This window comes from Bacillus cereus group sp. BfR-BA-01453 (assembly GCF_022662915.1).
Lineage (GTDB): Bacteria > Bacillota > Bacilli > Bacillales > Bacillaceae_G > Bacillus_A > Bacillus_A paranthracis.
Genome location: NZ_JAKUEN010000002.1, coordinates 190,003 through 216,721, shown reverse-complemented (window position 1 = coordinate 216,721; position 26,719 = coordinate 190,003). Strand labels below are relative to the sequence as shown.

The following is a 26,719-nucleotide window of genomic DNA, read 5'->3' as shown; positions in this document are numbered from 1 at the left end:
ATGATTTAAATTTCTCCCTGCTTATTTTCATTCCACAAAATTAAGACAAATCCTACTTACAAAGCAGTATTATTTACAAGAAAATGACAAAAGAAAAAGGAGCTTTTCTTATCTATCGAAAAGCTCCTCTTTTTTAATGCGAAGACGCGTCACTAATACCATGCCCAGTATTAGATTTCACGAGAATTTCATCAAATTTTGCTGCATCTTCTTTCTTACTAGATAAAATAGTTCCTAAATACGCTGCAAGAAATCCAAGCGGAATCGAAATAATTCCAGGTGTCGTATATGGGAATATCGCTTCCCCAACAAATATAGCTTTTCCAGCTACAGGGTTCCATACATTTGGGCTTAACGCTACAAGAACAATAGCTGATACAAGACCAGCAATCATACCAGAGATGGCACCTGTTGTATTGAAGCGCTTCCAATATATTGTGAATAATATAACTGGCAAGTTTGCACTCGCTGCAACTGCAAATGCTAACGAAACTAAAAATGCTACGTTCAACGTTTGAGCAAATAACGCTAGTATAATAGACAATACAGCTACTCCAATAGACGCATAACGAGCCATGGATACTTGCTCTTTTTCCGTTGATTTCCCCTTGCGGATAATTTCATTATAAAAATCATGTGCGAATGCGGATGCTGCTGTTAATACAAGGCCTGCCACTACAGCTAAAATCGTTGCAAAGGCAATTGCTGATACGAAAGCAAATAAGAAATCTCCGCCCAATGCTTTCGCTAATAAAGGTGCTGCCATATTACCAGCAGGGTTTGCTTTCATAATCGCCTCATTCCCTACAAACGCCGCTGCCCCAAACCCTAAGAAAATTGTCATAATATAAAATGCGCCAATTAACCACGTAGCGTATACTACAGATTGACGTGCTGTTTTTGCATCACGTACTGTAAAAAAGCGGACAAGAATATGTGGTAACCCTGCTGTACCAAGAACTAGTCCTAAATTTAAAGATAGCGTATCAAGACCATCTTTATACTTTACACCGGGATTTAAAAACGACTCTTTTAACGGAGTAGCTGTTTTCATTTGCGCGAACATTTCCGTCACACTGAAATTAAATTTAGCGAAAACGATTACAGAAATAATAAATGTACCGGCCATAAGTAATACTGCCTTAACAATTTGCACCCAGCTCGTCGCAGTCATACCACCAAAAATAACATACACAGTCATAAGTGTACCAACGATTAATACAGATGTTGTATATTCGATTCCTAATAGTAATTTAATAAGTGCACCCGCACCGACTAATTGTGCAATCATATAAAAAATGGATATCGTCATCGTATTAAGCGCTGCAACTCCGCGAACTTTTTTCGCATCAAAACGCGCCGCAATCATATCTGCTAATGTGTATTTCCCCAAGTTTCTAAGCGGCTCTGCAACTAAGTATAGTACAACTAAATAAGCAACTAAGAAACCGATACTATAGAAGAAACCATCAAACCCAGTTAACGCGATCGCTCCTGCTATACCAAGAAAAGACGCAGCAGACATATAATCCCCCGCAATGGCCAGACCATTTTGCCAACCAGTTAATCCCCCTCCAGCTGTATAAAATTCACTCGCATTTTTCGTTTTCTTCGATGCAAAATAAGTTATGACGAGTGTACCAAGTACGATGATTAAAAATAGTGCAAAAGCGGTTGTATTCAAAGTCAGCCCCTCCCTTTTTGCATCTCTTGCAGAATATTTTGTGAAATTTTATCAAAGGATTCGGCTTTTTTACTGTAAATCATACATAATGACCACGTCATAATAAATTGTGCAAAAGCAAATACCCACGCCCACGTAACATCACCAAATGCCGGTGTATTTAGTACCTTTGAATACGATGTTAAAATAGGTAAAGCAATAAAAAAACTTAAAAAGAAAATACTCATTGGAACGATAAACTTCTTTTTCTTATTTAATAACAATTGAAATTCTTCTGACTGAACAACCTCTGTATAATTCACCTCATTTTGTAACTTACGTGCTGACGTATCATCTCTTTTCATTCTCTTATCCCCTCTCTTACTAGAAATACAATTCCCCCTTGTATACCTAAAGGCTAAATTTTATAAATATTCAGAAACTTATTTTCATTTTAGACAATCCATACATTCCTGCAAAGATTTTTCGATAGACATTTTTCGGCATTTTCCCTTAAATTTTTAATATACTTTTTCAACATAAAATTTACGCACCAGTGAAGCTTTCATACTCATTAAAATAGAATAAAAAAGTAGTGCTTATCGCACCACTTCTGTTTTTTTCTCTTTTTCTAAATTACGAGCTGTTTCGCTTAATTCAACGTCTTTTCCATCTTTAAGCGTTCCAAATATGAAATCGAATACTGGATTTGAAACACCGAACCAAAACTTTTCATTTTTATAATGGTGTAATATGTGCTGTTTTTTTAGCCACCTACCAAACTTAGTGACAGGGCGAATTGGCTTATGTGCAATATAATGTTTCCATTCATAAACGAGAAGCATAATAATCATTCCGATTCCGAATGAAAGTGTAATGGTAACACTTTTTGTTATCACGTATGATATAAGTAAATATATAGTAAAGCTCGGTATACTAAACCATACAGGCAAAAATAAAAGTTTTAAATCATCTGGATATACGTGATGGTCATAATGTAATCTTCTTAGCATTTTTAATAAAAATACGTTTTTAGGTGGCTTTAAGTGAAATAAAAACCGGTGTGTCATATATTCGTTTAGCGTATAAAAAATAATCCCAAACAAACATGCTAACAAACCGATCCATGTGAAAAATTGCATTTTTAAAATAATAATAAAAACAAATAAAATACTATACATAATAACGATATCATGTTGTAAAAAGAACTCTTTCCCCACCCTCTTCATCTTCCTTCCCCCTTTTCAAAAGAAATAGTCGCAACATATCGTTACGACTATTTCTTTTCTATATCTTATTCTATACGCTTTACAAATTTGCCTGTTGCTCTATTGTCGAGAAAAAATTGTTCGGTCCAAATATATTTTGCTTTGGAATAATATGTTCCACCGCAAACACTGTTACTTCTCCTCTTTGTACCTCTCCAATAATAAGTCCAAATATTTCATGATTTACAGCAAACGTTGGTTGCTTTGTTTGTAGTAATCTTGCTGCATTATGAAATACCGCTTCATATAGTGGATTTCTATCAGTAATTTCTTTTCTGATTTTTGGTGCTAACGTAATAATGATTTCTTTTCCGTCAATAGTGGTTCGATACATAAAAATCTCCCCTTCAATCTTATGTGAACAACTGTAAAGCTTTGTATGCAAAATGGATAGAATATCCTACTAAAATAATACCTGCTCCGGCTGTTATATAGCCAAGTGCTTTTTGCTTTAATAAAGTTCTGCCAAAATGGACAGAAAAAGCAATATTTACATTCCATACAATAATACCAACGATAATACAAAGACTGTACAAAAAGGCTTCTTGTTTCGTTACCTTCGTAAGCAATGAGCTAAGTGTACTTCCGTATATACCAAACCAAAAAACAAGATTTAATGGATTGGATATCGCAATTAAAAAACCTGCCATAAACGATTGTTTAAGGCCGCCTACCTCTTCTTTTTTATATTCCATATTCGATTGAGAAATTCCTTGTTTTACACTTTGAAATCCTAAATAAAATAATAAGAAAAACCCTGTGCAATACATAAAAGCTTGTACATATGTATACATAAACAGAGAAGATAAACCGAAATAGATGAGAAGCATAAACAAAATATCTGCTGTCATTCCACCAATTCCAACAATCCACGCATGCCAAAAACCTCGTTCAATTCCTCGTTTTAACATTTCAATATTAATCGGACCTACTGGCGCAGCTAATGAAATACCTAATACAATTTGTTGTATAATCGCTCCAAACATCACTCTATCCTTTCTACTTCCTTTACTATTAAGTAATGATGTAATAATTAAAAATAGACTAGCTTCCCTCAAAATATTTACTACTAAAATACCCTTTTTTATCCAAAATATGCAAAAGAGCCATCCAGATGATGACTCTTACTTTTCTATCTTATGAAGAAAAGGACATTTTCCTTTTAACGGTTCTACATCGTCTCCTATAAAGTATTGTTTCCATTCACGATGATCCGGGTCACCATAATGACTAATGTTAGGATGTTTCGGCAGCTGATCCCACTTTTCAACTCGCTCACGGACCGTTTGCCTAGAATATGCTCCTTTAGGACGATTCCCTTCTAAACCATCAAATATAGTACGTGGCTGAAATCCAATAACGAGAGAATTTCCTAAATGCCTAGTTTTTCGTTGTTTATAGGCTGGTGCGTTTCCAAATGCGAATATCGGTTCCCCGCCAAATGAAAATTCCCATAAGTAATGGTCTGGGTCTTTAGGAATTTGCTTTGGCCATGTTTCCTTATCGTTTTCATGTAAATATTGTAGTACTTTCCAAAAGTAATCACGGTAATATTCCAGTGATTGCTCCTCACATTCCGGTTCTACAAAAAGAAAAAAGCCTCTTCTTACAATTGGACGCTCTTTCATTAGCTCTAAAAAAGATAACATTGTATGTGGCAAATGACTCCAATCATTATGAGAGAGAAATGAATAACGAAGTTCATTCTTTTTTAAAGCTGTTAAGCCGAAATAGCACGGAAAAGTTGGTTCTAGCACAACACTCGAAAAATTTTGAAATTCCTTTACAACCCAATTCGGTATGTCGTTTCTCGTTCTCATTCCTTCATTATCTAATAAATAAGACTCATTCATTCTTTCACCTCATTATGTATAGCGTTCAATTAAGACTATTACATACTCGGCCTGTCCTATACCTATTAAAAAATTTGGCTAAAAAATTATTTAAAAATACAAAAAAATAAAATCGCTTACTTGACTAAATTCTCCCAATTCGTGTATATTTAAATTAGTCATTTAGCAGAATATTCAAGATTATAGCATTTTTAGTTTATATTATCTTTTCAAATGAATTTCACTAAATGAAAAAACGTAAATGTTTTCTAGGAGGAATTGTAACATGCAAGGAAAAGTAAAATGGTTTAACAACGAAAAAGGTTTTGGATTTATCGAAATTGAAGGCGCTGACGATGTATTCGTACATTTCTCTGCTATTCAAGGCGAAGGCTACAAAGCTTTAGAAGAAGGTCAAGAAGTATCTTTCGATATCACTGAAGGAAACCGTGGACCTCAAGCTGCTAACGTAGTAAAACTTTAATCCAACATATGACAGGAGGTTACCTTACTTGGTAACCTCCTTTGTTATTCCTTTGTATATTTCCGTTTTCCAGAGCAAAAACTATGTGAAATGCGCACTATATAAAGGAGGAATTATTAATGGGATCAGAAGTAAATGATTTTGAAGAAGTGAAATTCCGTGTAGAAACAGCACAAAAAATGGTAGGATCAGCGACAATTTCAATGGATCCAGATACATTAGAGCATGCTACTACTGCTGTAGAAGCAGCTCGCTCTCAGCTTGAAATTATGAAATCTGTTGCAACAGATTTAGACGAGCCATTTTTAATAAATGAGGAAAAGAAATTAAGCGAGTGTGAGCATCAATTAAATGAAGCGAAGCACTAAAAAACATCCAGAGAGTTTTCTCTGGATGTTTTTTCATGACAACTGTTCCCCATATTTTTTCAATGTTTCTCCAACTGTACATTGTCTTATACAAAAGGAATGAGCATAATACTTACTATTTGTCTTTCGATTATGTTCTCGCAAAAAACATCCTTCACAATACGTTTCTAATAAGTCATTTACCTCTGTAATGAGTTGCTTTTTATCCACCTTTGCACCTCTCTATTCGGTTATTTCTTTATGACTATCAATCACTGTTCCTTCTAATGCTTGCGTAGCTAATTGATGTGCTTCTTTATTTTGTTTTCTTGATATAGGCTCACATACAAGTTTTAATTTCATTTGCTTCGCCTTTTGCTCAATTTGGTCTAAATAATGATTTAAATGTTCATCATAACAAGGCCATTCTCCAGCCAATTGCTGCAGTACAACTTGAGAATCTCCGCGAAGAGTGACCGCTTCATACTTAATCCCTAATTCCTCGAGTATATTCATGCTATATAATAGTGATGCATATTCCGCTTCATTATTATCATATATACCTTCTATATATGCATTACGGCGAATTCGGTAGTTTTTATTTCCTTTTTTATAGTATACACATATGCCTATACCAGCTTCTTTCGTCTGTACATCATAGCCGCCATCAAAATAAACGAGTATTTCTTGGGGTTCTTCCTCCACTTGTTTGCTCAGCTTCTTCATTTCCTTTAATGACCATTCTGCATCCATTTCATCGTAAAATAATAATTCTTTCACTCTTCCTGTTTTCTCGAAATCCTCCGCAAATTGAAGTGCTTCTTCTATGTTCATATAATCTGTCGTTAATTCCGTCTGAAAACCGCGTTTTGTTTTATACAACCAATGAATTTTATATTTCATACTATAGATTCCCCTTATGTAAGACTTCTTATATGTATCCAGCTAATGAAAGCCTCACTTTATTTTATTATATTTTATCAAGAGTCAAAGAATTATATTCAATATTATCACATGCAAAAAGAGCTATCCCTATAGGAATAGCTCTTTCATCTATTACATAAATCTTTCAAATTGTACTCGTTTATTAATCCAGTACATTACAGGCATACCAATCGCCATAACAACAAATTCACCGATTGCACATGTTAACCAAGTCAACATAAATGGTAAATCAAATGCAAGATGAAGTTCAATTGCAATCATAAACATTGTAATTGTAAAAATAACTGTATTAAAAATCATACGAGCCCAAACACCTTTAATAAATCGCATAGAAATAATCGTTGCAACTAATGCAAGAATAGATTGCCCTACTCCAAATACTAAATCGTAAGCGATCATAGGTGAGAAAAAGAGATTCGTTAAAAATACACCTAATACAATTCCGTAAATTGCTTTCTTATTAAATACAACGAGATGATTAAACATCTCTGAAATACGAAACTGTACATTCGTAAAGCCAAATGGCTGAATAAGCATAGAAACAGCAATATATAATGCCGCTAAAATACCATTACCGACTAATGTTCTAATATTCATGACAAAATCTCCTTAGTTTTTTTACGTGGGATGGTTTCGAACCACGTTATTCGTTTTTTAAGCAACAAGACTATATTTTACGCGGTAGCCCCCCTTTCGTCAATAGATTCCTACCATGAACTACCCTTTTTCTTTTAGACAACGTATAATGAAATATATGAAAGATTTAGGAGGTTTTACTTCATGACTGCAACAATTCAAAATGAAAAAGTGATCGTTACCATCTCTGACAAAGGTGCAGAATTACAAAGCTTTCTCTTAAAAGAAGACAATACAGAATACTTATGGCAAGGTGATGCTACTTATTGGGGACGCCGTGCACCCATTTTATTCCCAATCGTCGGCCGATTAGTAGATAATACATACTACGTAGATGGTAAACCTTATTCTTTAACACAACACGGCTTTGCTCGTGATCTTACATTCTCTGTAGAAGAACAAAGTGAAACGAAAATCACTTACATTGTAACTAGTAATGAAGAAACATTAAAAAAATACCCATACGAATTCGAATTACTCGTTTCTTATGAACTAGACGGACAAACCGTTCATGTAACATACGAAGTGAATAACCCTGCTTCAAAAGAGATGTTCTTCTCAATCGGAGCACATCCTGGTTTCAATTTCCCGTTATTAGAGGGCGAGTCATTTACAGATTACCACCTATCTTTTAATGGTTCAGAGCGTTTAGAAACGAGCGTATTAGAAGGACCTTACCTTTCAAATAAGAAGCAACTAATTGCTGAAAGTACGAATGAGTTGCCACTTACATACGACCTATTTAAAAACGATGCACTTATTTTTGAAAATATGAATACGGATGAAATCTCCATCCGTTCTCATAAACATAATAAATTCGTAAAAGTAGAATTTGACGGATTCCCATTTGTCGGCGTATGGACACCAGGCGAGAATGCACCTTTCTTATGTATTGAACCTTGGTACGGAATTGCTGATGAAGTAAATCCAGCAAAAGATTTCAAGGAAAAAAAAGGAATTCAATCTTTACAAGCGAATGAAACATTTACATGTCGTTATAGTATTACAATCGGCTAAGTTACTCTATCCCCTACTTCAAAGAAACATATAGGTAGGGGATCATCTTATCATTTGGAGGTTTCTCATTTTGATTGAAGTATATATTGATGGTGCATCAAAAGGAAATCCTGGTCCTTCTGGTGCAGGCGTATTTATTAAAGGGGTTCAACCCGCTGTACAATTATCATTGCCCCTTGGGACCATGTCCAATCATGAAGCGGAATACCACGCTTTACTTGCGGCATTAAAATATTGCACGGAGCATAATTATAACATTGTCTCTTTTCGTACAGATTCGCAACTTGTTGAGCGAGCTGTCGAAAAAGAATACGCAAAAAATAAAATGTTTGCACCACTATTAGAGGAAGCACTGCAGTACATAAAAAATTTCGATCTCTTTTTTATTAAGTGGATTCCAAGTAGTCAAAATAAAGTTGCTGATGAGTTAGCTAGAAAAGCTATCTTACAAAATTAACGGGGGTATGAGTGTGAAAAAAGATTGGATTGCTCCTCTTGCTTTATTATTTGTGTCTTTTATTTGGGGAGCTACATTTGTTGTCGTTCAAAATGCTATGTCTTTCGTCGGTCCATTTACATTTAATGGTATACGTTTTTTATTCGCTGGAATCATTTTATTATTCGTTCAACTGATTTTCTCAAAAAAAACTTCAAAACAACATATAAAACAGAGTAGCCTCGCTGGATTAACCGTTGGATTCTTTTTATGCGTCGGCTATGTATTACAAACATTCGGCTTACTTTATACAACTTCTTCAAAAGCTGGTTTCTTAACAGGGCTTAGTATCGTTATGGTACCAATCTTGTCTTTTATCTTTTTAAAACAAAAAGCTACTATTTTTATCGTAATTGGCATTGCTGTAGCAACAGCGGGTTTATATTTATTAACAGCAGGTGATTCTTTTCAATTAAACATTGGAGATATACTCGTTCTCGGTTGTGCAGTTGCTTTCGCTGCTCATATTCTCGTTAACGGCTTCTTCTCTAAAAAAATATCATCTTTATTGTTAAGCACATCGCAAGTATTAGCTGTCGGTATGTTTTCTTCTATTTGCGCCTTTTTGTTTGAAGATTGGGAAAAATTATTTTCAGTAGCACTATGGACGAATTCTTCCTTTTTATTTGCTCTATTTCTAACTTCCCTGTTCGCGACATCCATTGCTTTTTTCATTCAAACATCAGCACAAAAACATACGTCTCCAACGAGAGTAGCAATTATTTTCGCAATGGAGCCCGTTTTCGCTGCATTAACAGGCGTTCTCGTTGCAAACGAACAACTTTCTATTTCCGCTATTATCGGATGCCTCTGTATTTTCCTAGGCATGGTTTTTGTTGAATTACCTTCTAAAACAAAAAAAGAAGCGCAGGCTGCGTGAAGTTACGCTTGTAACTTCCGCATAAAAGCCTTAGCGCTTTTTTTATCTGTAATCTCTTCTTCTTTCAATCGTTCTAATAACGCAACAAAATAACTGCCATCAAACTGCAATTGATGCTTAATTGTCGCTTCTATTGCTGCGTTTACAATGCCATCAGATGCACCCGTATATCCTTGTCCGAACATAATAAATCCTTGTGCTTCCTCTGATAATTTAAATCCTTTCGTATGTAAGAATGAAAGATAATCTTCTACTGTTTGCATGTTATTCCCACCTACTCAAAAATTCTCCACTTCCTATCATACATGTTTTTATACGCCATGAGAATGAAATTTCTTTGACAACTTTGTAAATCAATCGTCTACTTCGCTTATAAATAGAGGATTTCTTTACAATATGAAGGAATATGTACAGTGGAACTTATTCCATATTAAAGGGGAGACATGATGAAACAAGCACTATTAATTATCGATGCGCAGCAAGAATTAATGGATGGAAATGAACAAGAAAGTGAAGTTTTTCGTAAAACCGAATTATTATCTACACTCAATACAGCCGTGCAGAAAGCAATAGATTCCAATGCCCTTATTGTTTTCGTAAGAGATATCGATGTTGCTTCTGGTAGCGGCGTAGGCTTTGAAGTACATAATGAAATTCAAGTACCTCAGTCTGCAATCCTTATTAATAAAGCAGCCACAAACGCATTCTATGGCACTTCTTTACTTGAACTTTTAAAAAAAGAAAAGATTAACCATATTGTTATCGGTGGATGTAAAACAGAGCATTGTATTGATACCGCTGTGAGGACAGCAACTGTACAAGGCTTTGATGTTACATTAATTAAAAACGGTCATTCCACAACTGATTCTGACGTATTGACTGCAGAACAAATTATCTCTCACCATAATAAAATTCTCCATGGTCATTATAATGTTGATCATTTTTCTATGGTAAGGGATATCGAGGAAGACCTCTTTCAGCCGACTCATGATCAATATCGTGATTAGCGAAAAAGAATCCTTCGTTCAGAAGGATTCTTTTTCACCCAAAAATTTGTGCTGCAATGCTATATAACTCATTATTCCTTTTTAATAATTGACCGCTATTTTTCATCATAATTGGTGGTGTATTCACCTTTTTAAAACCAGTAATCTCTAATACTTTCATGAAATCTTTCTTTCCTTCTAGTACATCAATTCTTAATTTACCATTATGCCCTTTTGCTAAATCATGTACAATTCTCATTGCCATCTCATCATTTTTAGCAACAACCGGTCCTATTATTTTATTTTCTGGTGTTTGTATGCTTAAACCGTAACCTAATACATTTTGTTCCTTGTCCCTTACAACAGTGCACTGTTCACTTTGCATAATTCTTTTCTTTAAAAACTCTTTTCTATTTGTTCCAAACGCATATTCATCTATTTTTATTATTTTTTCTAACTCCCCCTCTTCATAGTTCATCACATAATCTTCATTTCTTACACAATAATCATTCGCATTGTACGAGTTACATATGTATTTAGAAACATAACTTACTGCTCTAAATCCTAATTTTTCATATAAAGGTTTCCCTTCATCCGTAGCAATAAGCATAAATGGAGTTTGAGCTGATACGCTATTCATGCATGAATTTGTAATCATCTTTCCAATTCCTCTTCCCTTATAATCTGGATGTACAATTACCATTCCGATAGATGCCAACGCCTCCCCGTATAATATAATTGCTGTGCTAGCAATAAGTTCCTTTCTCTCATTCCATACGCCATATACAATACCTGAGTTAAAAATTGTTTCAACTTCTTCCCTGTTATAATCCCAACCAATATAAGATGATAATGCTACAATATCGCCTATTTGTTCTTCCCTAAGACGCTCCACGCTAAATTCCAATTCAATCATACTCCACCCCCTTATCTAGCCATCTTCCCAATTCAACTTGTACATGTTACCCTTTATTTGTCACACACATATCCTATTTTGACCAAGACTATATTGTAAGTGAGGTGACAACATGCCCATTATAAATCGATTTTCTACCACCACTAACGGCGCACTTGCGATTACAGGAAACACACTCGGTTTAAGTAAAATCAGTAATCAAAACCGTGCTGGTACAATCGGGGCAATTGGTGCATTTATAACTACCAATACCGCTTTACAAGTAACCTCTTTTCCTGCTGGTACAACATTAAACTATACACAAAATAGTTCTACCGCTCTTTTAAATATCCCTGCTGGTAGTACGATTCTTTACGCAGAACTCGTTTGGGGTGGAAACTATTTATCTCGTGATCAAAACATTACGAGCGTATTAGGCAACCCTGTTTCTTTTACAACACCTGTTTCAACATACTCGATTACTCCATCAGTTGTTACAGCTTCTAATCAAACATTCGTTTCAAACTCTATTACATTTGGATTTTACACTCGTTCAGCAGACGTAACGACTCTTATTCAAGCTGGAGGGTCTGGCTCCTATACTACAGGATCTGTACCTGGACTTGTTGATCCTTTAGATGCTTCTAATGGATCAATTAACTCGGCTGGATGGACACTTATCGTCGCATATCAAAATGGTTCCTTACCTGCAAGAAATTTAACAATTTACGTAGCAGGCAACCGGGTTTCTGCAGAAACTGGTAGTGCCGATGTATCTGTTTCAGGATTTTTAACACCTTCAGGAGGGCCTGTAAGCGGGAGATTGTTTTTAAGTTCTACCGAAGGAGATGCTGATTTAATTGGGGATCAGGCTCTATTCGGGCCAAATTTCAGTTCATTAAATGCCTTATCTGGACCTAACAATGCTGTAAATAATTTCTTCGGTTCTCAAATTAATAATGCCGCTGGAAACTTAGATACAACCGGGACATTTGGAACGCGAAATCAAAGTGCTTCTACAGGTACAAACATCTCCGCTGGAAGACAGGGCTGGGACATTACTTCCATTGATATTTCTCCTTATTTAACAAATTCTCAAGTGTCCGCCGCAATCCGTTTAACAACTAACGGAGACGCATATATGTTAAATACAGTCGGTTTACAAATCAACATAAATTCACCTAACATACAAGCAACAAAAAGCGTGAATAAAAGTGTTGCAGCAATTGGAGACGTTCTCACTTATACAGTTACTATCCCTAATACAGGGCTTCTCCCCGCCAATAACGTTATTTTTACAGACATTCTTCCTAACGGTACTTCCTTTATACCTGGAACTGTAACAGTAGATAATGTCCCGCAAACGAATGCAAATCCGGCTGCTGGTATATCTCTTGGAACAATTAATAACAACGCTTCTCGTACAGTAACTTTCCAAGCTACTGTCGTTTCTTTTCCAAATCAAAATCCTATCTCCAACACTGCTAATATTACATTTCAATATACACCAATCGCCGGAGGAACGACTTTTAACGGTCTTGCTACAAGTAACTCTGCTGGAACACAAGTTAATCTTGCAGATATTAACGGGACAAAATCAGTTAACAAACTTTTTACCGATATTGGTGAAACGTTAACTTACAGTATCGCCTTAGCTAATATAGGAAATATTGCTGCAACTAACGTAATATATACGGATCCGATTCCTAGCGGGACTACTTTCGTTCCTGGGAGTGTAACCGTTAACGGTGTTACGCAAGCTGGTGCAAATCCAGCTACTGGCATAGCAATTGGGTCTATTGCTGCTAATGCTACGACTACTGTTTCATTTCAAGTACTCGTCCCTTCTATCCCGCAAACAAATCCAATATTAAATAGCGGGACTACAACTTATCAATACATTCCTGTACCAAATCAACCGGCAGTAAGCGGGACTGATACGACGAATATTGTCTCCACTCAAGTGAATAATGCTACTGTAACAATGACAAAAGCGGTAGATAAAAATTTTGCCGATATTGGTGATACACTAACGTACACCGTTTCTTTTACAGGCACAGGTAATACGAATGCAAACAATGTTATTTTTACAGATATCATTCCTACTGGAACAACTTTTGTTCTCAACAGTTTAACAATTGATGGAACGACACAAGTTGGAGCAAATCCCGCAAACGGTGTAAATATAGGATCCATTCCTACTGGTACGACGAAAAACATTTCATTTCAAGTAGTAGTAAATACAATCCCAGTTTCGAATGTTGTATCTAATGGTTCAAGCGCTTCTTATCAGTACACTGTCAACCCTAGTCAATCACCCGTTACAAAAAACATTTCTTCAAATCTCGTTTCCACTCAAATTAACAATGCGAATGTAACTTTAACAAAATCAACAAATAAACAATTTGCTACGATTGGCGAAACAATCAGTTATACAATCCTTATTACAAACAGTGGAAATACAGCTGCTACTAACGTGCAACTAACAGATCCACTTCCAAATGGAACGATATTGACTCCAGGTACTGTAACACTAAACGGTGTTTTGCAAAATGTAAATTCTCTCGTCGCTTTGCCTATTGGTACAATTCCTGGCGGAGCTACTTTTACACTTTCTTTTCAAGTAACAGTCATCAATATTACTGCACAAAACCCTATCATTAATAACGCTTTTGCTTCTTACATTTACACTGTAAATCCAAGCTTGCCACCCACTTCAAAAACAGCAAATTCTAACTCTGTTACATCAACAATTAGATTAGCAAACATTCAAGCTACTAAATCTGTAGATAAAACATTTGCGGAAGTCGGAGATATATTAACGTACAATTTTTCTCTTACAAACGATGGAAATGTTACAGCGAACAATGTATTACTATCCGACTCAATTGCGAATGGTACTGCCTTTGTACCAAACAGTGTCATAGTTAGCGGTGTTGCTCAGCCAGGCGTTACACCAACTAGCATTACTATTGGTAGTATTAATGCCGGCACTACAATTACAGCTTCATTCCAAGTATCAATAACTAGCATCCCAAATCCAAATCCTATTTCAAATAGCGCTTCTATTTCCTATAACTTTATCGTGGATCCAAATACATCTCCTGTAAGTAAGAACACAACTTCAACCACTACACTCACTCAAGTCAATGACGCAAATGTCATTTCAGCAAAAACAGTGGACCGAACGTTTGCCACTGTTGGGGATGTACTAACTTATAGCATTCTTTTGACGAATGCAGGAAGTGTTACTGCTGATAATCCTACTTTTGTGGATACAAATCCAGATGGTACTACCTTTATTCCAAACACTTTCCTTATTAATGGCGTGCTACAAAACAATGCAGATCCGAACGTTGGTGTTCCGTTACCTTCCATTCCTGCTAACGGCTCACTTACCGTCTCTTATCAAGTAACTGTCACCTCTTTACCAACACAAAACCCAACAATAAATTCATCTAGTACACAATATAGCTTTATTCTAAATCCGGGCGATCCACCAACTATAGAAACCTCTTTAAGTAATACTGTAAGTACGCAAATTAATTTAGCAAATGTAATTATTTTCAAAGATGTAGATTTAACTATCGCTGATGTTGGGCAACCAATCACATATACAATTGCCTTAGCTAACCCAGGAAATACTCCAGCAGATAATGTAGTCGTTACCGATATACTTCCACCTGGTACAATTCTCGTACCAAATAGTATTTTTATAGGGGGTGCTTTACAGCTAGGTGCGGATCCAAGTGCCGGCCTTCAAGTTGGTACGATTCCAGCAGGCGGCATTACAACAATTGTTTTCCAAATTAGTGCAAATAGTTTACCTTCACCAAATCCAGTTCAAAACAGCGCCGCACTTCAATATAGCTTTATTGCCGATCCAAATTTACCTGCTGTTGTGAGAAATGCTACTAGTAATATAGTAACGACACAAATTAATACTGCTAATATTGTCGCTACGAAACTAACAAGTACAAATTTCGCTGATGTTGGTGATGTCATAACTTATGCAACGATTTTAACGAATAACGGCAATATCCCTGCCTCTAATGTAACGTTTACAGATATCATTCCAGCTGGTACCATCTTCCTTCCTAACACTGTAACGATTAACGGCGTCCCTATAGCTAATGCAAACCCGGCTAATGGCATTTTAATTGGTACGATAGGAGCGAATTCATCACGTACTGTTTCATTTCAAGTTTCTGTACCAACTATTCCTAGTCCAAATCCGATTACGAATCAATCGAGCACTACATTCCAATACATGTACGACGCATCCAAACCAATTGTAACGCAGATGGTGGCATCTAACACCGTACAGACGACTATTAATAATGCTACAATTGCCGCTGTAAAATCGGCAGATAAACAGTTTGCTAACGTAAATGATATGATTACGTACACGACTACTTTAACGAATAACGGGAACACACTTGCATCAAATGTAATTTTTACAGATGTACTTCCAAACGGAACATCATTTATCCCTAATAGTGTAACAGTAAATGGAAATACACTCCCTAATACAAATCCAGCAAGTGGGATTGCAATTGATCCAATAAACCCTAATACAAGTGCAACAATCTCATTTCAAGTAATAGTAAATTCCATTCCTAGTCCAAATCCAATCCCGAACCAAAGCAATACAGCGTACCAATATGTCATAGATCCTAACTTACCTCCAGCATCCGCCAATGCATCAAGTAATGTAATAACAACTCAAATTAACAACGCTACGATTATCGCAACAAAATCAGTGAACACACCGAATGCTGCAATTGGGGATATCGTTACTTATACGATTGCCGTTACGAATACAGGAAATATTCCTGCTAGTGCTACAGTTTTAACAGATGGACTCGGCGCAGGCGCTTCATTTGTCCAAAACTCTGTAACTATCAATAATATTCCGCAGCCAGGTTTAGATCCATCACTTGGTATTCACTTAGCAGATATTCCCCCAGGAGATACTGTATTCATTACTTTTCAAGCACAAATTTTAGCGATACCACCTAGTGGCACATTAACAAATAATGCTCTTGTAAATTATGAGTATACCGTGAACCCAAACCAATCACCTGCTGTTGATAGCACAATTACGAATACGACGGTTACTCCAATTATTGATGCTACTTTAGTTTTAAATAAAAATGCGAGTACAACTTTCGCTACAATTGGTGATACGATTACATTCACTTCATCTATTACAAACACAGGAAATACTACTGCGAACAACATTGTGTTTACAGATTCCATTCCAAATGGTACTACCTTTGTCCCAAATAGCTTTAAGATAAATGGTGTAACCGTCCCAAATGCAAATCCGCAAAACGGTATCAATATTGGTAACTTGAATGCAAATGCATCGATTACACTCAATTTTCAAGTAAACATTACAACGCTGCCAAACCCGAATCCAATTCCGAACCAATCATCGCTTCAATATAGCTTTATTGTTGATATAAATGAGCCGCCTGTTTCCCGAACAGTTCAATCCAATAAAACCTTTACACAAGTAAATACTGCTTCCGTTATCGCAACAAAAACTGCAAGCAGTGCATTTGCTGCTGTTGGAGATACAATTACGTATACAACTACTCTCACTAATAACGGCAATACTTCCGCTAACACTCCTGTTTTCACCGATATATTACCACCCGAACTTTCATTCGTGCCTGATAGCGTACAAATAAATACCGTCTCACAACTTGGATTTAGACCAGATAGCGGCATTTCTTTAGACCCAATTCCAGTTGGAGGAACGACAACAATTAGTTTTCAAGCGATTGTTGGCTCAATACCAGCTACAAATCCAACTTTAAACCAATCTAGCACAACATACTCTATCATTGTGAATCCGAACCAGCCACCAGTGACAGAAACAGCTACAAGTAATCCAACTTTAGTGCAAATTAACGAAGCCATTATTCAAGCAACGAAAAGTGTGGATCGACTATTTTCTGACATTGCACCTGGAAATTCATTTTTAACGTATACTGTTTTATTAGAAAATATAGGGAACACAACTGCTACGAATATCATTTTTACAGATCCGACTCCAAATAATACAATATTTATAGAAGATAGCGTTCGAGTAGGTGGGGTTTTATTACCTGGAGTAAATCCAGCGAACGGGATACCAATTGGGGATATTATTGCAGGAGATTTTATAAACGTCACCTTCCGCGTGCAAGTAGTTAGCATCCCAAACCCTATTTTTACAATCGGACCTGGAGGACCAAACTCACCAGTTGTAAACGGCGCTTCTATCGATTACCAATTTATTACAAATCCTAATTTACCACTTGTTTCACGAAATTCGACATCTAATTCTGTTTCGACGCAAATAAATTCTGGGGAGATTGTGGCAATCAAATCTGTAGATAAGACTTTCGCAACGATTGGCGATACAATTTCTTATACAATTACATTAAGTAACCCTGGAAATGTCACTTCACAAAATATAATTTTCACGGATACTTTACCTGATGGGACGACATTCATATCTGGCACTCTTACAAACAATTCTGGTACACAGCAAATCGGAAATCCATCTAACGGGATTCAGATTGGAAATATAAACCCAAATGGAACGGCCGTGATTACTCTTAATGTACTTGTTACAAACATTCCAAGTATAAATCCAATTTCTAATTTTAGTTCAGTACAATTTGCACATGTGGTTGATCCTAGCCAACCTGCCGTAACACAAACGAATGTATCTAATTCTGTTTCGACAACAATTAATAGTGCAATATTAACGACCCAAAAAAGCGTTGATAAATCTATTATTTCTGTTGGAGATACGATTACGTATACAACAACTATTACAAATACAGGAAATACGACTGCAACGAATATAACGTTCACGAGCGCAATTCCAGCTAACACTACCTTTATACCAAACTCAGTCAAAATAAATGGGGTTCAGCAATCTGGTGCGCAACCAGCACTTGGAGTAACTATACCAAATATCGCTCCTGGTGAAACAGTAACCGTTACTTTCCAAGCAACTGTTCTTTCTGTTCCCTCTTCAAGTTCAATTGTGGGTAGTGATACAATTTTATATTCTTATACTGTCGATCCAAACGGAACTCCTATTACAACTTCTACTTCAACGAATATCGTTACAAACCCTGTATTAGATGCTATGATAACGATGGTGAAATCTGTTGATCAAACACTTGTAACACTAGGTGATACCATTACCTATACGACTCTTTTGACAAATATCGGTAATACAAACGCTACGAATATTACTTTCACTGATCTTATACCAAATGGTACAACGTTTATTACTGATAGCGTTACAATAGATGGCATCACGCAAATTGGACTCAATCCTAATACCGGTATAACGCTTGGATCAATTGCTCCTAACAGCTCAATATCTATAGCATTTCAAGTTACCGCTACTTCTACACCAGCCCAAAATCCTATTGCCAATTCCGCTACTGCTTCTTACACATTTATCGCTGATCCAAATGCACCGATTGTTTCAAGAAATGTTACTTCAAACACAACATTTACTACAATTAATACAGCTACTATTCTTTCATCTAAACAAGTTGATAAAGCATTTAGCCATATCGGAGATACACTCACTTATACTGTCACTTTAACAAACAATGGAAATTCATCTGCACAAAATGTTATTTTCACAGATACTATGCCGAGCGGAACTACATTTATTGCAAACACATTTTCCATTAATGGAGTTCCTCAAAGTGGTGCGAATCCAGTAAACGGTGTAAATATTGGACCGATAACAGCGGGGGCTACAGTAAATGTTTCCTTCCAAGTAAACGTGACCTCATTACCGACCGAAAACCCAATTGTAAATTTCTCATCAACATCTTATCAATTAGTCTCACCGCCTGATACAGAAACTTCAATTAGCAATCCTGTTTCAACGCAAATTAAAGAAGCCATATTATCTATGACGAAAAATGAAAGTGCATCCTTTGCAGATATCGGGCAAACTGCCTTTTATACTACTTCTATTTCCAATATAGGAAATACGGATGCAACTAATATAGTATTCACAGATGTATTACCAAGTGGACTCACATTTGTTCCTAACACATTAACCGTCGACGGCGTTTTACAACCTAACGCGAATCCAAATACAGGTGTATTACTTGCAGCGCTTCCACCAAATGAAATATATAGTATCGTCTTTCAAGTGACAGTAAATAATATTCCCCTTAGTAACCCAGCACCGAATACAGCATCAACGACATATGAGTTTACTGTTGATCCTGTTAACCCTCCAGTGTCGAGTTCAGCTACTTCCAACACTACGCTTCTTCAAATAAATAACGCAAATATTATAAGTACAAAAACGGCAGATCTTACCTTTGCGGATGTTAGTAATACAATAACATTTACACTTAACCTCCCTAATACCGGGAATGTGGCTGCAACTGATGTTACCGTCATCGATATACTTGATAGCAATTTAAGTTTCGTTCCAAATAGTTTCACAGTTAATGGGCAAACTATTCCAAACGCTGATTTATCTACTGGTGTCAATATCGGTTCCATTAATGGTGGTAATGCCGCAATCGTCACATTCCAAGCAACTGTTACTACACTTCCTACACTAAATCCTATTTCTAATTCTGCTTCTATCACATATCATTATGTCGTTGATCCTAGCCAGCCATCTATTACAACTTCTAATCAATCTAATACAACGACTACACAAATTAATAGCGCTATCCTTACTGCACAAAAAAATTCAAATGTGTCAACAGTAGATATTGGGCAAGATATTGTCTACTCCGTTACCATTACAAATAGCGGAAATGTTAGTGCAACAAATGTTATTTTCACCGACCTTATTCCAGACGGAACTTCCTTTGAACCGAATAGTTTTACACTTAACGGAACTAGCATCCCAAATGCAGATATCGTTACAGGGGTTCCAATTGGTGATATCGCGCCAAACCAATCTGTCATTGTGGCATTTAATATTATCGCACATGAAATCCCGCCTATAAATCCAATTACGAATCAAGCTAGCGTTAACTTTCAACATATCGTTAATCCAAAAAATCCTCCAGTTTCAAAAAATATTACTTCTAATAACGTTACAACAAAAATTGAAAGTGCAATTTTAAACACGATTAAAATCGGAGATAAAGCTTTTGCAACGATTGGTGATACGATTACGTATACAACTACGATTACGAATACAGGAAATATTCCAGCTAACAACGTTGTTTTCTCAGACCCTTTACCTTCATGGACACAATTTGTTACAGGATCAGTTGTTGTTGACGGTACTTCATTACCATCCGCTTCTATCACCAGCGGTGTTGGCATAAATACAGTCAATCCAGATCAAACTGTAACAATCATATTCCAAGTTCAAATTGTAAGCAATCCGACAACATTCACTCCTGAACTCCAAAACTTAGCATTTGTGAACTTCCAATATAACGTAGGCAATGCATTACAGGCTCAGCCTGGCAACGTGGAAACGAACGTCTTCGTTACTTCTATTAATTCAGCAATACTTTCAGCTGTAAAAACTGCTAGTACAGCCTTTGCAAATATTGGCGACACGATCACTTATACCGTTTTAATTCAAAATAGCGGCAATACAAATGCTACGAATGTAAATTTCTCAGACCTCATTCCAGCAGGAACGACCTTTGTTGAAAATAGTTTTACTGTAAATGGAAATACCATTCCAGGTGCCAATCCAAATAGTGGAGTTACTATCGGGACCGTTAGCGCGGGTAGTTCCTTAACTGTTACTTTCCAAGTCATAGTTACATCTACTCCACCTTCAAATCCAATTACAAACGTTGCATCTATTCAATATGCATTCATCGTTGATCCGGCGGCTCCTCCTGTTACCGGCACAATAACTTCTAATAGCGCTTCAACACAAATTAATAACGCGACTGTTACAACTATTTTAGAGGCAAATCGAACAATCGTATCTATCGGCGATGTCATTACGTATACAGCAACATTAACAAACACTGGAAACTTCCCTGCAAATTCTGTATTACTCATTAACGGAGTTCCTGAAGGAGCATTATTTGTTCCAAATAGTGTTACACTTAACGGGATTTCACTTCCAGATGCAAGTCCAACTCTTGGCATTCCCGTTGGTATTATCGCACCAGGTAATTCTGCTACGATTACGTTCCAATTTCTTGCAAACTCTATTCCACCGCAAGGAGCAATTATAAATCAAGCACTTACAAGTTACACGTATATTGTCAACCCGAGTCAACCTCCAGTTACAGCAACCTCCTCATCTAATACGGTTAGTACAGCTGTCGTTGATGCATCGCTGTCTGTAATTAAAAATACAGATTCTCTCGTACAATCTACTAACGGTACAATCACTTACACTGTAGTCGTTCAAAATAACGGGAATACAACTGCAAATACAGTTACTTTAACAGATTTGGTCCCAGAAGGAACTGCATTTCTTCCGAATAGCGTAACCATTAATGGCGTTGCAGCTCCAGGTGCCGATCCAAGCGTAGGGATACCATTAAACTCCATCGCGCCTTCAGACATTGTCACCATAACATTCCAAGTTATCGTTCAATCCATTCCAAGCGTGAATCCAATTTCTAATATAGCTCGTATTGACTATACTTTTATCGCGGATCCAACCGCTCCTACCATCGCTCGAACAATTACGTCTAATCCAGCTTTCACACAAATTTCGGATGCAAATGTTCTTTCTTTAAAAGCAGTCAATGCAGAGCAAGCAACAACAGGCGATATTTTGACCTATACGATAACACTAGAAAATACCGGAAATATTCCAGCTACTAATCTATTATTTTCAGATACGATTCCAGAAGGGACTACATTCGTAGAAAATAGTTTTACACTTAACGGAACAGCTATACTTGGTGCAAATCCAAATGCAGGTGTTACTTTGCCTAACCTAGCAGCAAACGCTACTCACCTTATTTCGTTCCAAATTCTTATTAACGATCCATTCTCGCAACAATCGATTACAAATCAATCCAATACAACATATACAATTCAACCAGATCCAGGGCAACCGCCTATTACGGAAACATCTACTAGTAATATCGTCATTACAAATTTCGTGCAAGCACAATTAACAATTACAAAAACATCCAATCCAACAACTGTAGATATTGGCGGAACGATCCTTTATATTTCTGAAGTGAAAAATATCGGCAATGTTGACGCAATAAATATTATTTTTACAGATTCTATTCCAGCTGGCACTACATTCGTTACCGACAGCGTCACAATTAACGGTGTACTTCAGCCAGGTGTAAACCCTGAAAACGGAATAGCAATTGGAACGATTCAAGCTAACAGTTCCAAAACACTACTATTTCAAGTACAAACAAATAATCCACCTACTGAAACCGAAATTGTAAATCAATCTTCAGCAACGTACCAATATGTAAGTATTCCTGCAGCTCCCCCAGTGAATCGTTCTGTAACTTCTAATATCGTTACAACATCGCTTCAAAATGCAAATATTATTTCTGTTAAACAGGCGAATGTTACTTTCGTATCCATCGGGCAAAATATTACTTACACAAATACACTACAAAATATCGGAACTGTTCCGGCTAACAATACAGTGTTCATTGACAATATTCCAGAAGGTACGATATTCATTAAAGATAGCTTATCAATAAATAATGTCATTCAGCCTGGTGCGAATCCTGAAATTGGCGTAACGCTTGACACGATACAACCAAATGAAACAGTCACTATTTCATTCCAAGTACAACTTACAAATATACCCGAGGGCAACACAGTCACTAACATTTCAGACACTTCGTATGAATACCAAATTGACTCTAGTTCTCCGGTTATTCAGCGTAGATCATTATCAAATGCAGTAAATACTGAAATCCGTACAGCAAATATTAGTGCAATTAAATCCGCTAACAGATCTATTACACGCATCGGTCAAATCATCACATATACAGTCGCAGTTACAAACGCTGGTACAGTACCTATTACAAATACTCTCCTAATTGACGCAATTGCTGCTGGCACTACATTCGTTCCAAATAGCATTCTTGTAGATGGCATACCAAGACCTAACGAAAATCCAATTACCGGAATCACCCTTAATATTATCCTTCCAAACAATACAATTATCGTTACATTCCAAGTAAATGTAGTCTCTATACCTCCTCAAAATAACATTAATAATATCGCCGTCATCCACTATGAGTATCAGCCAGACCCAAGCTTACCACCAATTTCAGAAACGACATCTTCCAATACTACAAATATACAATTTATTGATGCGATTCTTATCGCCACAAAATCTGCTAATACAATATTAGCTAATATTGATGAAACTATTGAATATACAGTACTCATTCAAAATAACGGATCCACTACAACTAACTCCATCTTTTTTACAGATACGATAGAGGATGGAACAATATTTATCCCGGGAAGTGTATTAGTTAACAATACTGCATTTCCTGCAGCGGATCCGAATATCGGCTTTTCCATTCCTAATATCGCATCAGGTCAAATGGCTACAATAACCTTCCAAGTTTCCGTTATGAATTTACCTACTGTAAACCCAACTCCTAATACTGCAAACATCATCTACGACTTTGTTTTCAACCCTGATTTTGCACCAATTCAAAAATCGACTACTTCCAACACTACTTTCGTTCAAATTAATGATGCTGATATCGTTTCACTTAAAACTGTTGATTTGACTTCTGTAACAATTGGTGACATTTTAACTTATACAACAACGTTAACGAATACAGGGAATACAGATGCCACTGCTGTTGTATTTACAGACAACATTCCTGGTGGAACTACCTTTATTGACGGTAGCGTTTTAGTAAATAACATTCCGCAGCTTAACGCCAATCCAAGTACCGGTATACTTGTAGGAACGATTGCTCCTAACATTTCTATCCCAGTCACGTTTTCCGTTACCGTGGTATCTCTTCCAGCTAGCAGTCGTATCCAAAACCAATCAACTTCTCGTTATACAATTAATGGCGAGGAACAAATATCAACTAGTAATATTACCTTCACTGAAGTTATTTCTGCTAATGTACTCGCTATAAAAACAACGCCTATCCAATATGCTGACCTACAAACGATTATCCCTTACACAATTTCCATTACAAACAATGGGAATATTCAAGTAGAAAACATTATCGTTACAGATATCATCCCAGCAAATACGAGCTTTATAGAGAACAGTGTTATTGTGAATGGCAACGCTCGTCCAAATGACAATCCACTTAGCGGGATACAAATTGATAACATTCCGCCTAATACAACAGCAACTATTCTATTCCAAGTACGGGTTACTTCAATTCCGCAAACAAATCCAATCTCTAACACGAGTACAATTGAATACCAATACACGTTACCAAATCGACCACCTATTACCGAAACTATTATTTCATCAGCTGCCATAACAACAATTAATCATGCGACTTTGAATAGTAATAAAACTGTTGACCTAGCATTTGCAACAGTCGGTGATACGTTAACGTATACGATTACGCTCAATCAAACTGGTAATGTTGCAGCAAATGATGTAGTCATTCAAGATATTATTCCTCAAGGTACTACATTTATAGAAAATAGCGTCATTGTAAACGGAGAAACTCTTCCGGGAGTTAATCCAGTAAGTGGTATACCAATTGGTCCTATAACTGTTGGCGGAAATGCTATCACTTCATTCCAAGTAACTGTAACTTCTATTCCGACACCAAATGAACTCACCAACCAAGCAATCACTACTTTTAACTATATAGTCAATCCAAATAACGCACCTGTTACAAATACAACTACAACAAATACTGTCACAACAACTGTCCAAAATGATGATGTCATTGCGATAAAAGCTGTTGATTTCACGAGCGCCTTACCTGGTCAAACTTTAACGTACACCATTACCATTACGAATAATGGTAATATCACTATTGAAGATCTTCTTCTAGTAGACACAGCACCAGTAGATACGACATTCGTTATTGGTAGTGTTACGATTAACGGAATCAATCAACCTAATGCGAATCCTGAAAATGGTATTACGTTAGGAACTCTTGCTCCAAACGAATCTTTTATTATTACATTCCAAGTGACAATATCTTCTTCTACTCTTCAATCTACAATCAATAACGATGCTACTATTTCCTATACACCTATTGTCGGTCCAACCGAACCTCCTATTACGATTACAAGGCAAATAAATACCGTTACAAAGCAAACAAATACTGTTACAACAATAATAGTTGATCCAATGGTTAGTATTAAAAAAACAGCCGATAAATCTATCGTGGCGACAGGGGACATCATAACTTTCACATTAGAGGTGATAAATCATTCACCAATTCCTACAATCAGTACTTCCGTCCTAGATATAATTCCAGCCGGTACAACATTTATAGAAAACAGCGTATCAATTAATGGTACTCAAGTTCCAAATATCCGTCCAGACACTGGTATGAATATCGGCTCTTTACCTGCAGATGGAGTAGCAACGATAACATTTAAAGTTCTTGTAACTTCTATTCCTTCAAACAGTACAATTATAAATTCTGCAACAGTTACAGCCGCTTTCCAATTGACACCACAGGATCCGATTATTACTTTCGTTGTTAATTCGAATATTGTTCGTATACCAGTTCAATTTGTAACTGCGACAGTCACGAAAAACGCTTCCGTCAGCTCAGCTTATTTAAATCAATATTTTGATTATACGGTGCGTATTACGAATACTTCCGAGATTTCACTCTTAAATATTTCGTTACAGGATACTATTCCAGTAGGTTTACAATTTATGAACGGCACCGTCTCCATTAACGGAGAACGCTCTCCACTAGCGAATCCGAATATCGGTTTCCTAGTTGCTACTAATTTAGAACCAAACGAAACAATTATCGTGTTATTCACCGTACAAGTGATAAGTCCACCTGTTACTAATGAGTTTAAAAATACGGCTAATATTTCGTTACAACTTCAAGCCTCACCTACCGATCCACCAATTACAGTAACCGTTACGAGTAATGAAAATACGGTCACCTTTGTTCCAGAAAATCCAGATGAGACACTTCCAAATTTTAATTGCTTCTTTGACGGTGAACGCTTCATACGGATTACTCCTCGAAATGTACGAAATTACCTTTGGACTTGGATTTGGTGGGATTAAATGAAACAAAAAGAGATTGTAGTTTGGTTGAAACCAAATTACAATCTCTTTTTCATTCTCTTTATCGTACTACTTAATAACTC

The 26,719-nt window shown here is 36.5% G+C and carries 18 protein-coding genes and 1 riboswitch; of the genes, 7 read left to right on the top strand and 11 right to left on the bottom strand.

The features are described from left to right. Positions 1-133: 133 nt before the first annotated feature. From MR070_RS05845 to MR070_RS05820, 6 genes are all read right to left on the bottom strand, one after another. Positions 134-1,684: a solute symporter family protein gene (locus tag MR070_RS05845; RefSeq protein ID WP_242260754.1), complete on the bottom strand. Its 1,551-nt coding sequence runs from the start codon at positions 1,682-1,684 to the stop codon at positions 134-136. A gap of 2 nt (positions 1,685-1,686) precedes the next feature. Beyond that, entirely contained in the window at positions 1,687-2,028 is a 342-nt protein-coding gene (locus MR070_RS05840) for a DUF485 domain-containing protein (RefSeq protein ID WP_044790364.1), read from the bottom strand. Positions 2,029-2,262: 234 nt separating this feature from the next. Further along, on the bottom strand, positions 2,263-2,892 hold the full coding sequence (locus MR070_RS05835) for a sterol desaturase family protein (protein ID WP_000832152.1): 630 nt from the start codon (positions 2,890-2,892) through the stop codon (positions 2,263-2,265). A gap of 79 nt (positions 2,893-2,971) precedes the next feature. After that, entirely contained in the window at positions 2,972-3,265 is a 294-nt protein-coding gene (locus MR070_RS05830; protein ID WP_000286361.1) for a hypothetical protein, read from the bottom strand. Between the two features lie 19 nt (positions 3,266-3,284). Further along, positions 3,285-3,917 (bottom strand): LysE family transporter, encoded by a 633-nt coding sequence (locus MR070_RS05825; RefSeq protein WP_242260951.1) that lies wholly within the window; start codon positions 3,915-3,917, stop codon positions 3,285-3,287. Positions 3,918-4,055: 138 nt separating this feature from the next. Next, the gene (locus MR070_RS05820; RefSeq protein ID WP_242260752.1) at positions 4,056-4,784 is read right to left on the bottom strand and encodes a YqcI/YcgG family protein; all 729 of its coding nucleotides are present in this window, start codon (positions 4,782-4,784) and stop codon (positions 4,056-4,058) included. A gap of 265 nt (positions 4,785-5,049) precedes the next feature. On the opposite strand from MR070_RS05820, the gene cspB reads away from it, so the two are divergent. Both cspB and MR070_RS05810 read left to right on the top strand, forming a co-directional pair. Beyond that, entirely contained in the window at positions 5,050-5,247 is a 198-nt protein-coding gene (gene cspB, locus MR070_RS05815; RefSeq protein ID WP_001161727.1) for a cold shock-like protein CspB, read from the top strand. Between the two features lie 119 nt (positions 5,248-5,366). Continuing rightward, complete coding sequence (locus MR070_RS05810; protein ID WP_000534391.1) at positions 5,367-5,615, top strand: DUF2564 family protein; 249 nt, start codon at positions 5,367-5,369, stop codon at positions 5,613-5,615. A gap of 33 nt (positions 5,616-5,648) precedes the next feature. Here the strand turns inward: MR070_RS05810 and MR070_RS05805 are convergent, their stop codons facing one another. The 3 genes from MR070_RS05805 to MR070_RS05795 form a co-directional block, all read right to left on the bottom strand. After that, complete coding sequence (locus MR070_RS05805; RefSeq protein WP_000358801.1) at positions 5,649-5,825, bottom strand: zinc-finger domain-containing protein; 177 nt, start codon at positions 5,823-5,825, stop codon at positions 5,649-5,651. 12 nt (positions 5,826-5,837) lie between these two features. Then, the gene (locus MR070_RS05800; protein ID WP_000875517.1) at positions 5,838-6,497 is read right to left on the bottom strand and encodes a ribonuclease H family protein; all 660 of its coding nucleotides are present in this window, start codon (positions 6,495-6,497) and stop codon (positions 5,838-5,840) included. A 153-nt stretch (positions 6,498-6,650) separates the two neighbouring features. After that, positions 6,651-7,136: a QueT transporter family protein gene (locus MR070_RS05795; protein WP_001026467.1), complete on the bottom strand. Its 486-nt coding sequence runs from the start codon at positions 7,134-7,136 to the stop codon at positions 6,651-6,653. 6 nt (positions 7,137-7,142) lie between these two features. After that, positions 7,143-7,187, bottom strand: a riboswitch (PreQ1 riboswitch). Between the two features lie 132 nt (positions 7,188-7,319). On the opposite strand from MR070_RS05795, the gene MR070_RS05790 reads away from it, so the two are divergent. The 3 genes from MR070_RS05790 (at position 7,320) to MR070_RS05780 (ending at position 9,568) form a co-directional block, all read left to right on the top strand. Beyond that, positions 7,320-8,192, top strand: coding sequence for an aldose 1-epimerase family protein (locus MR070_RS05790; RefSeq protein ID WP_242260750.1), 873 nt, complete (start codon positions 7,320-7,322; stop codon positions 8,190-8,192). A gap of 70 nt (positions 8,193-8,262) precedes the next feature. Next, on the top strand, positions 8,263-8,649 hold the full coding sequence (locus MR070_RS05785) for a reverse transcriptase-like protein (RefSeq protein ID WP_000573872.1): 387 nt from the start codon (positions 8,263-8,265) through the stop codon (positions 8,647-8,649). Between the two features lie 13 nt (positions 8,650-8,662). Beyond that, positions 8,663-9,568, top strand: a complete 906-nt coding sequence (locus MR070_RS05780; protein WP_242260748.1) for a DMT family transporter — start codon at positions 8,663-8,665, stop codon at positions 9,566-9,568. A gap of 2 nt (positions 9,569-9,570) precedes the next feature. Here MR070_RS05780 and MR070_RS05775 read toward each other — a convergent pair whose 3' ends face one another. Continuing rightward, a complete protein-coding gene (locus MR070_RS05775; protein WP_001195212.1) occupies positions 9,571-9,831 on the bottom strand; it encodes a DUF6123 family protein in 261 nt (86 codons plus the stop codon). A gap of 183 nt (positions 9,832-10,014) precedes the next feature. Here MR070_RS05775 and MR070_RS05770 point away from each other — a divergent pair, with 183 nt between their 5' ends. Next, positions 10,015-10,575 carry a cysteine hydrolase family protein gene (locus MR070_RS05770; RefSeq protein ID WP_044790366.1) on the top strand — a complete coding sequence of 187 codons (561 nt, stop codon included), beginning with the start codon at positions 10,015-10,017 and terminating at the stop codon, positions 10,573-10,575. A 34-nt stretch (positions 10,576-10,609) separates the two neighbouring features. Here MR070_RS05770 and MR070_RS05765 read toward each other — a convergent pair whose 3' ends face one another. Further along, positions 10,610-11,470 carry a GNAT family N-acetyltransferase gene (locus tag MR070_RS05765; RefSeq protein WP_242260746.1) on the bottom strand — a complete coding sequence of 287 codons (861 nt, stop codon included), beginning with the start codon at positions 11,468-11,470 and terminating at the stop codon, positions 10,610-10,612. Positions 11,471-11,582: 112 nt separating this feature from the next. Here MR070_RS05765 and MR070_RS05760 point away from each other — a divergent pair, with 112 nt between their 5' ends. Then, positions 11,583-26,636, top strand: coding sequence for a DUF11 domain-containing protein (locus MR070_RS05760; RefSeq protein WP_242260745.1), 15,054 nt, complete (start codon positions 11,583-11,585; stop codon positions 26,634-26,636). Positions 26,637-26,719 lie beyond the last annotated feature (83 nt).

What these genes read in the sequence shown, in the direction of transcription:
- MR070_RS05840 (WP_044790364.1), bottom strand. Translation starts at nt 2,028, where the DNA reads ATGAAAAGAGATGATACGTCAGCACGTAAGTTACAAAATGAGGTGAAT.
- MR070_RS05835 (WP_000832152.1), bottom strand. Translation starts at nt 2,892, where the DNA reads ATGAAGAGGGTGGGGAAAGAGTTCTTTTTACAACATGATATCGTTATT.
- MR070_RS05820 (WP_242260752.1), bottom strand. Translation starts at nt 4,784, where the DNA reads ATGAATGAGTCTTATTTATTAGATAATGAAGGAATGAGAACGAGAAAC.
- MR070_RS05790 (WP_242260750.1), top strand. Translation starts at nt 7,320, where the DNA reads ATGACTGCAACAATTCAAAATGAAAAAGTGATCGTTACCATCTCTGAC.
- cspB (WP_001161727.1), top strand. Translation starts at nt 5,050, where the DNA reads ATGCAAGGAAAAGTAAAATGGTTTAACAACGAAAAAGGTTTTGGATTT.
- MR070_RS05795 (WP_001026467.1), bottom strand. Translation starts at nt 7,136, where the DNA reads ATGAATATTAGAACATTAGTCGGTAATGGTATTTTAGCGGCATTATAT.
- MR070_RS05810 (WP_000534391.1), top strand. Translation starts at nt 5,367, where the DNA reads ATGGGATCAGAAGTAAATGATTTTGAAGAAGTGAAATTCCGTGTAGAA.
- MR070_RS05830 (WP_000286361.1), bottom strand. Translation starts at nt 3,265, where the DNA reads ATGTATCGAACCACTATTGACGGAAAAGAAATCATTATTACGTTAGCA.
- MR070_RS05775 (WP_001195212.1), bottom strand. Translation starts at nt 9,831, where the DNA reads ATGCAAACAGTAGAAGATTATCTTTCATTCTTACATACGAAAGGATTT.
- MR070_RS05765 (WP_242260746.1), bottom strand. Translation starts at nt 11,470, where the DNA reads ATGATTGAATTGGAATTTAGCGTGGAGCGTCTTAGGGAAGAACAAATA.
- MR070_RS05760 (WP_242260745.1), top strand. Translation starts at nt 11,583, where the DNA reads ATGCCCATTATAAATCGATTTTCTACCACCACTAACGGCGCACTTGCG.
- MR070_RS05800 (WP_000875517.1), bottom strand. Translation starts at nt 6,497, where the DNA reads ATGAAATATAAAATTCATTGGTTGTATAAAACAAAACGCGGTTTTCAG.
- MR070_RS05825 (WP_242260951.1), bottom strand. Translation starts at nt 3,917, where the DNA reads ATGTTTGGAGCGATTATACAACAAATTGTATTAGGTATTTCATTAGCT.
- MR070_RS05770 (WP_044790366.1), top strand. Translation starts at nt 10,015, where the DNA reads ATGAAACAAGCACTATTAATTATCGATGCGCAGCAAGAATTAATGGAT.